Raw genomic sequence first — 6,565 nt, 5'->3', positions numbered from 1 at the left:
GTGCAAGGATAAACCGCGTGCAGACTTTTCACGGACGCAGAAGCCCGAAAACGGCCAGCTAATGGCTGGTAAGACTATGAAAAATCGACGCTATCAGCGGTGTGAAACAGTTTTGGACACGGTGGTGCGGATGCGGTTTACTACGAATGCAAACTAATAAGCTGTTAATTTTTAAAGACAGGGATCAGTCCATGCATCAAGAAGATCTGACACAAGTACGAGAAAGCTGGTACTCGGCTTTTTTCGCAGGTGATGTTGAGCACCTCGCTCGCGTCCAGGCAGATAATTTCACCGTCACTACCGAGCGCGGTGTTCAATCTAAGAAATCCCAGATCGACGCTATCTCGTCAGCCAAGCGTAATGGGAGTTGGTTTCCCCAAGGAGGGCAGAAACGCGATACAGAGCTAACGATTCGTAGTACGGGTAGCAGCACCACAATCACTGGCCAAGGGTATACCATCTCTGGCCAAGCCCAAGGGCCGTTGGTGGCGTTCTCGGAAGCTTGGGAGTGGGATGGTGATGCTTGGCAGGTTGTCAGTCTGAGCTATAGCGCAGCCCGAAACTATAATTAACAAGTGCAGGTTGTCGGACGTGTACTACGCTGCGCTCCGTACCCGCCGCAACTGCAAGGGTTATGTGTGCAAACTAGAACGGAGGAACAGATGAAATCCATTAAGACCTCGCTCATGTTTGTCGGAGAGCAGGCTGGGAAAGCAGAGGAGGCGATCAAGTTCTATACCTCTCTATTCCCTGGTTCAGAGATCATTGATCTTCAGCGCTACGAAGCTGGCGAGCATGAACCAGAAGGTTCTGCCAAGATGGCTAGGTTTACGATAAACGGCACCGAATTCATGGCGCTAGACAGCCATCTTGACCACCAATTTACCTTTACACCCTCCATGTCATTGTACGTTGAGTGTGAATCAATGAGCGAAATAGAGAAGGCATTTCGGGCCCTCGCCGAAGGTGGTTCAGAGCTAATGCCTTTGGATAACTACGGCTTTAGCCAAAAATTTGGATGGCTGAATGATAGATATGGCGTGTCGTGGCAGCTCAATCTGTCGAACTAGGGTGGTGGCAGCATCAACACATAACCAAGCGCAGCACTACGCAGCCTCCGGCTGCCGGACGCTCGCAAGCTCGCGCCGGTGTGCGCGGCGTTAGGTATACCAAGCTACCCTCAAGTGGAGCAGCAAAAAATGCCCGAAAATAGGCGCGCCGAAAAAGATTGTCGGTGGTGCAAAAGCCAGATCAAGCGTGATGCTCTGTTATGCAAAGAGTGTAATAAATGGCAGTCCAGGACGCGGAATTGGGTTTCCCCCGGAAATTTGCTATCTATTCTTGGTGCACTGGCAGCGTGGGCAGCGGTAGCTGTTCAGTTGGTTCCCGAGCCGACAAATCCGACTTTAAAAGCTGCCGACTCCGTTGAAACTTTCGAAATGCACTTCTCGCGAAAATGTGTCGATACAGAAGCTCGCAATTGCTTCTATGATTTCTGGAATCAATACGCCGAAGCTTGGACTGCCATAAAAAAGGTGGAGAGTTTGGAGAGTCGTAACGAGCTTTACTCAAGGATCAATAAAATCCGAAACGATACCGCGCACTTTTATGATGACCCAGATTCTGAGCCCGGCAGATAGGAACCTAACAAGGCCAGTCACGGCGACGTCTACTACATTGCGGCTTCGCCTCCATTTCGTAGCCGCGCGTGCTGAGCGGCGTTATACGTCCAATGAACCTGATTACTGAGTACGTTGACTATTCACTTTATCCAAACCGGATCTGGCTCAAGCCTGATTGGGCTTCTGTGGTTTTCGAGGATGACTGGGGAGACGGAAAGTGTCCCCGGCATCTGGAACGGGGGAAGCTGGAGGCATTGATCGGCATTGTGAGTAAGTTGGGTGAGACTCATGTTACCTATAGCGACCCCAACCGTCTGGAGTTTGACGAGAATCTGGAGTTGAGCAGGTTAGATCAGGTTCAAATTACGTCATCTGCATTTCTCGTTGCTGGGCAGCGGGGATGGGCAATTTGTGGCACAGGTGATGGGTGGTGTTCAGTCGCGGGTGATAGCAGGATCATGAAGCCTTTTATCGAAAGTTGCGGTGGTTTTTCTCAAATACAGCTTGCTTATCCAACGCCAGACACCATGCTGGGGAATCACAAGGAGTTTTTGTGCAACAATTTCAAAAACGTATAACCAAGTGTTGCAGTTCGTTCCGGGCCTGAAGGCCCTCCACCGGACAGCCTTGTCGCCGCTTCGCTCTGCCAAGGCTGCCGCTGAACAACGGCGTTGGGCGTATAGGAGATAGCTTTGGCTGAAGGTCGGGAAACACGAGCAGCAATTGATTCAGAAACCGTGCGCGGCTTACTGCTGATAAACGGTGGTGGTGCCGTGGCATTGCTCGCGTTCTTGTCTGGGATTATTGAAAAGCCTGATCTGGAGGTATTGGCTAGGGCTGTTATCTGGTCAGTTTTCGCATTTCAAATGGGTCTTGCCTGCGCAGTTATACACAATAGGTTTCGCCGTCTCTGTTCACTGGAGTTCTCGAAGAAAGCCGAAAATCGGAAAAGGTGCTCGCTGTTCGGTCGAGAGAGCAAGCAGCCATGCATCTGCATATGGAGCGTTGGCTTCATGTGGGCGTCAATTATTTCCTTTCTGTCCGGTGGCATATTGGTACTGTGCGCTGGCCTCCAAATTCTGGACTAAAGGTCGGTCATGAGGGGAGTGCGCCCAACAAGTCATTCAAGTTCGTTCCGGCCTGCGGCCTCCACCGGACCGCTTTTTCTACGCTGCCGCTACGCAAAAGCGGCCGCTTAATATTGGCGTTATGTGTGAATGCAATGCATAAGCATTACCGAATACAAGAAGCGCTTTTGCCCAGCTTGAGCGCCGCTGGCTTCACGATAGAGTCCGAGAATGACGATGTAGACTGTTACGGATCTATCAGAACGATCTTCGCGTGTGGTGAAAAGCGGGTGCTTTTGGAGTGGGATGGAGAGGAAGGTTTTGGCTATGCTGAGGTCTGGCGGGACGGCGCCTGGCAATCGCTGGCAACGAAAGTGCTCGAGTCTCAAGAGTCGGGTTTTCGGGCAGCAGTGCAACAGCTACAGCAGGAGCTTGGGAGTTACCTTGAAGGCAGCAGCCAAATCACATAACCAGTGGCAGCAGTCGGAACGTTTTTCCGCTCCTTCGTCGCTCCAAAACGTCCGCTGTGCCAAGCGTTAGCGAGATAGGAAACTGTTGAAATATCTAAACGAAATTCTCATTGCTGTAGGCCTTTCGTTGCTCGCTTACGGCTTTAATCAGCCTTGGACTGCCTACCATGAAGCTGAGCTTCAAGCCATTGAGTTCAAGGCTGAGACCGAAAAATTTGCATTCGCTTATAGTGAATACGCTCGCAGGGTGAATCGCCAGATAGAGCTATATAATTCATGCCTGAAAGAAGGCACTGACTGCGATCGTGAAAGAATGAGAGACGAAGTTCTGACTCTCGAGCCGGAGTCTCGAGAGTGGAATACCCGGGCGCACCAGGCAATGGTTGAAAGTCAGTAAACGATGCGGCTTACACAGCATTTTCAAACCATGAAGCGCATTTGGTTCAGTGTTGGAGTTCTGAGCTGCCTGACGGGTGTAATTCTTTTAGGCGTAGGGGTTCGTGGTGCAATTCAGACCGCGCGAAATCGCTAACCAGTCATTCCAGTTCGTTCCGGGCCAGACGGCCCTCCACCGGACGGCCTTTTCTCCGCTTCGCTACGCAAAGGCCGCCGCTGAATATTGGCGTTATAAATTGAAGTGACTATGGACGATATATTTAAGATCGCTGGCGCTGTAATAGCTTCATTGGGAGGAGGCGCGCTAATCGTTGCGGCTTTCTCCCACTGGCTTGGAGGAATCTGGGCAAAAAGAATGCTCCAGAATGAGAGGGCTAAGCATTCCGAGAAGCTGGAAGAGCTTAAACAGGAACTCGATACCCTAAAAGCAAAAGATTTAACCCGCCATCACGACAAGCTGGTCATTTACCGAGATGTCGTGCATATCGTCAGCGAAATTCTCCGCGAACTTGAAGCTGTCTCTCTGGGTAAAAAAGAAAAATTTGATCAAGCCGTAGAGCAAAATTTCTCTTTAAACCGCAACAAGGCCTATGGCTACATCGCTCTGGTTTCAAGCCAGGAAGTTATGGATCGCTACAATGAAATGATCGATTTCTTCATAGAGATAATGTACGAGGGTGCCCCCGGTACATGGCATCAGATGCGTGAGAAGGCTGATCGGATGCTGAATGCTATGCGCGAAGACTTAGGAATCGAAGATACCGTCAACTATCGGGGGCGGCGCTAATTTATAACCAGTGGGTGAAGCTGACCGGTACTACGCTGCGCTCCGCACCGGCAGCTTACCCAGGGCGTTACCCCTAGTCTGAATGTTCGCTTTGCGACCAAATCCAACTTCGCTTTTCAGTCACTAGAGGATCCCATTTGCCATGAAATCCACGTTGGGTGGGCCGGAGTAGTCAAATGAGTCGATCTCGAGGGGGCAGGGCAGCTACCTGTAGCCGGCGCTATGGCAAGGTAGCAGAAAACTTTAACCGGTCATGTACGCAAACCAAGGGCATTCGAGGCGTTTGGATACTAATGACGACTGCGCTTTAAATGTTATTCGGGTGCTGGACTAACCAACATATTTGTAGCCAGCATCCTGCAACGCTTCCTTCAATGACTCCTCAGGAGGTTCTTCGTAGATAAGCGTTGTTGACGGTGACACATGGCCAGCAATCTTTTGAGCGACCTTAACGGACTTCTCTTGTTCATGAATGATATTCGTCATTAAAGTCCTCCGGCCACTGTGGGAGCTGGCTCGTTCAATACCTGCCCAATGCCTTTGCATGAGAGCAAAGTGTTCCTGGAGAGTATTGGGAGAATAGGGGCCTCCTTTTTGAGTCAAGAATAGGGGATCCGTCTTTTTCACTGAGGGGTGCGCTGCCAGTCGGATCGCAAGGTGATTTTCTATAGCCGTTCTCAGAGCAACGTCATTCATCGGAAGATCGCGCGATTTACCACGATGTTTATTGACCTCCGGATAGAAATCTTCCGGTCGAATCTCCGCACCGGCTTTCGCCATAGTCTCGATTTGCCGTATGAGTTGGTCAAAATCATGAACACTAAAACTGATTCGACGCCGCTGGTATGTCGATTTGGATCGCTTCAACGCATCGGCACCCTTGGTATACGCCGCCGGCAACGCCAGGATTTCCTTCAGTTTGAACAAGCGCTGACCCGAAGTTTCGGGGCCGAGTTCGGCCACGTCCTTGATTTGAAGCAACGCAATTTCCTGCACCCGTAGCCCGAGTTTGAAGCTGATCTGAACCAGTGCGGTGTTCTTTTCCGGGTAGCGGTGCTCCTGGATCACATTCAACAGGTGGGCGAACTGATCGGGCGTGAGGACGCGGGCCTGGCCGGTCTTGCTCATCGGGAAAGCTCCTTTAAGGCTGCATGAGGACAAAGATAGGGCGCAAATAAAATCCGTAATAATGTTATTTGAACTGATATCAAACTGCGCATAATGTATATTATGTTAAATAGGATGTTCGGATGCATAGCTCACGCACGTTATGGAAGCTGTCACTGCCACCTCTTTGGTACAGGCGTTGAGCGCATCCCTGCGTACGCCACCAAGCCAAACCTAAAAAACGTAAATGAAGCCAGCGCCTATTTCCGCCTCATAATCATTTCGAGTGATTGGGCTGTCGGATACATCACTCCCGAACGCTTCGTACAGAGCTTCTCCGAAGATCTGCCAGTTCTGGCCCAGGTAATTGCGGTAGCTGACATTAACCCCTGTTGATCTATACCCACTATCAACATCAGTTTCCGGCAGCCCCGAATCGATGGATTGTTGTGTGGTTACGCCAAAGTACCGGTTTGCGAGCTTGCTATCGTGGAAAGTCACGGCAGCACCCACTTCCCAGCCAGTACCATCAGCCTGGCACACCAAGCACGTTCCTGCGCCGAAAATTCCGAGCGTACCAATCTCTCCTGCTGATACGCGCCCATCCAAAAAGTAACGCCAGTCGTTTGTAAGCGCGTAACGTGCTTCCAGCAGTACTGCTACGCCGGAATCCGACTCACCTAAACCATCCAGCCTTCCATCTTCAGAGTCACTCTCTTCTTTGATTGGTTTTCGGCGTTACTGGTTTCCCTGGCGCTGATTCTGAAGCATTTGTTCCATCATCAACTGCATCTGGTCCATCCGTTGTTCCATGCGCTGCAGCCGCTGATCTTCGGTCATGGCCGGGTTGCCTTGCCGCATTCCCTGACCGCTGTTGCCAGGCCCCTGATTCTTCATCTGGCCCTGACCAGGATTTCGGTTGCCCATGCCGGGGCCCTGGCCGTTCATTCCCATGCCTTGCCCCATCATTCCCGCGCCCTGGCCCATCATGCCTGGACCCATTCCGGACTCTCGCATAATCTGCAGGTGTTCCTGCATGTGCTCCATATGTTCCTGCCGCAGGCGTTGAGGCTGTAGAAAAACCCCGAAATCCCCCTCGGTTTTGGTAGCATCAGG

At 51.2% G+C, this 6,565-nt stretch carries 8 protein-coding genes and 1 pseudogene; 6 read left to right on the top strand and 3 right to left on the bottom strand.

The window, feature by feature from the left end; genetic code table 11:
- Positions 1-191 precede the first annotated feature (191 nt).
- The 6 genes from ARC85_RS19455 (at position 192) to ARC85_RS19430 (ending at position 4,342) form a co-directional block, all read left to right on the top strand.
- Complete coding sequence (locus ARC85_RS19455) at positions 192-572, top strand: DUF4440 domain-containing protein (protein ID WP_286715960.1); 381 nt, start codon at positions 192-194, stop codon at positions 570-572.
- Between the two features lie 90 nt (positions 573-662).
- Positions 663-1,070, top strand: coding sequence for a VOC family protein (locus tag ARC85_RS19450; protein WP_286715958.1), 408 nt, complete (start codon positions 663-665; stop codon positions 1,068-1,070).
- Positions 1,071-1,732: 662 nt separating this feature from the next.
- Positions 1,733-2,200 carry a hypothetical protein gene (locus ARC85_RS19445; RefSeq protein ID WP_146136830.1) on the top strand — a complete coding sequence of 156 codons (468 nt, stop codon included), beginning with the start codon at positions 1,733-1,735 and terminating at the stop codon, positions 2,198-2,200.
- Positions 2,201-2,607: 407 nt separating this feature from the next.
- Entirely contained in the window at positions 2,608-3,159 is a 552-nt protein-coding gene (locus ARC85_RS19440; protein ID WP_286715957.1) for a hypothetical protein, read from the top strand.
- A gap of 85 nt (positions 3,160-3,244) precedes the next feature.
- Positions 3,245-3,556: a hypothetical protein gene (locus ARC85_RS19435; RefSeq protein WP_286715955.1), complete on the top strand. Its 312-nt coding sequence runs from the start codon at positions 3,245-3,247 to the stop codon at positions 3,554-3,556.
- Positions 3,557-3,802: 246 nt separating this feature from the next.
- Positions 3,803-4,342, top strand: coding sequence for a hypothetical protein (locus tag ARC85_RS19430; RefSeq protein WP_286715954.1), 540 nt, complete (start codon positions 3,803-3,805; stop codon positions 4,340-4,342).
- Between the two features lie 330 nt (positions 4,343-4,672).
- Here the strand turns inward: ARC85_RS19430 and ARC85_RS19425 are convergent, their stop codons facing one another.
- The 3 genes and pseudogenes from ARC85_RS19425 to ARC85_RS19415 form a co-directional block, all read right to left on the bottom strand.
- Positions 4,673-5,470 (bottom strand): tyrosine-type recombinase/integrase, encoded by a 798-nt coding sequence (locus ARC85_RS19425; RefSeq protein ID WP_286715951.1) that lies wholly within the window; start codon positions 5,468-5,470, stop codon positions 4,673-4,675.
- Positions 5,471-5,683: 213 nt separating this feature from the next.
- Entirely contained in the window at positions 5,684-6,175 is a 492-nt protein-coding gene (locus ARC85_RS19420) for a MipA/OmpV family protein (RefSeq protein ID WP_278350725.1), read from the bottom strand.
- 12 nt (positions 6,176-6,187) lie between these two features.
- Positions 6,188-6,565, bottom strand: a pseudogene (locus tag ARC85_RS19415) (hypothetical protein); the annotation flags it as partial.

Source organism: Marinobacter sp. tcs-11 (assembly GCF_002049515.1).
GTDB classification, from domain to species: Bacteria; Pseudomonadota; Gammaproteobacteria; order Pseudomonadales; family Oleiphilaceae; genus Marinobacter; species Marinobacter nauticus.
This window is presented reverse-complemented; position numbering and strand designations above follow the sequence as displayed.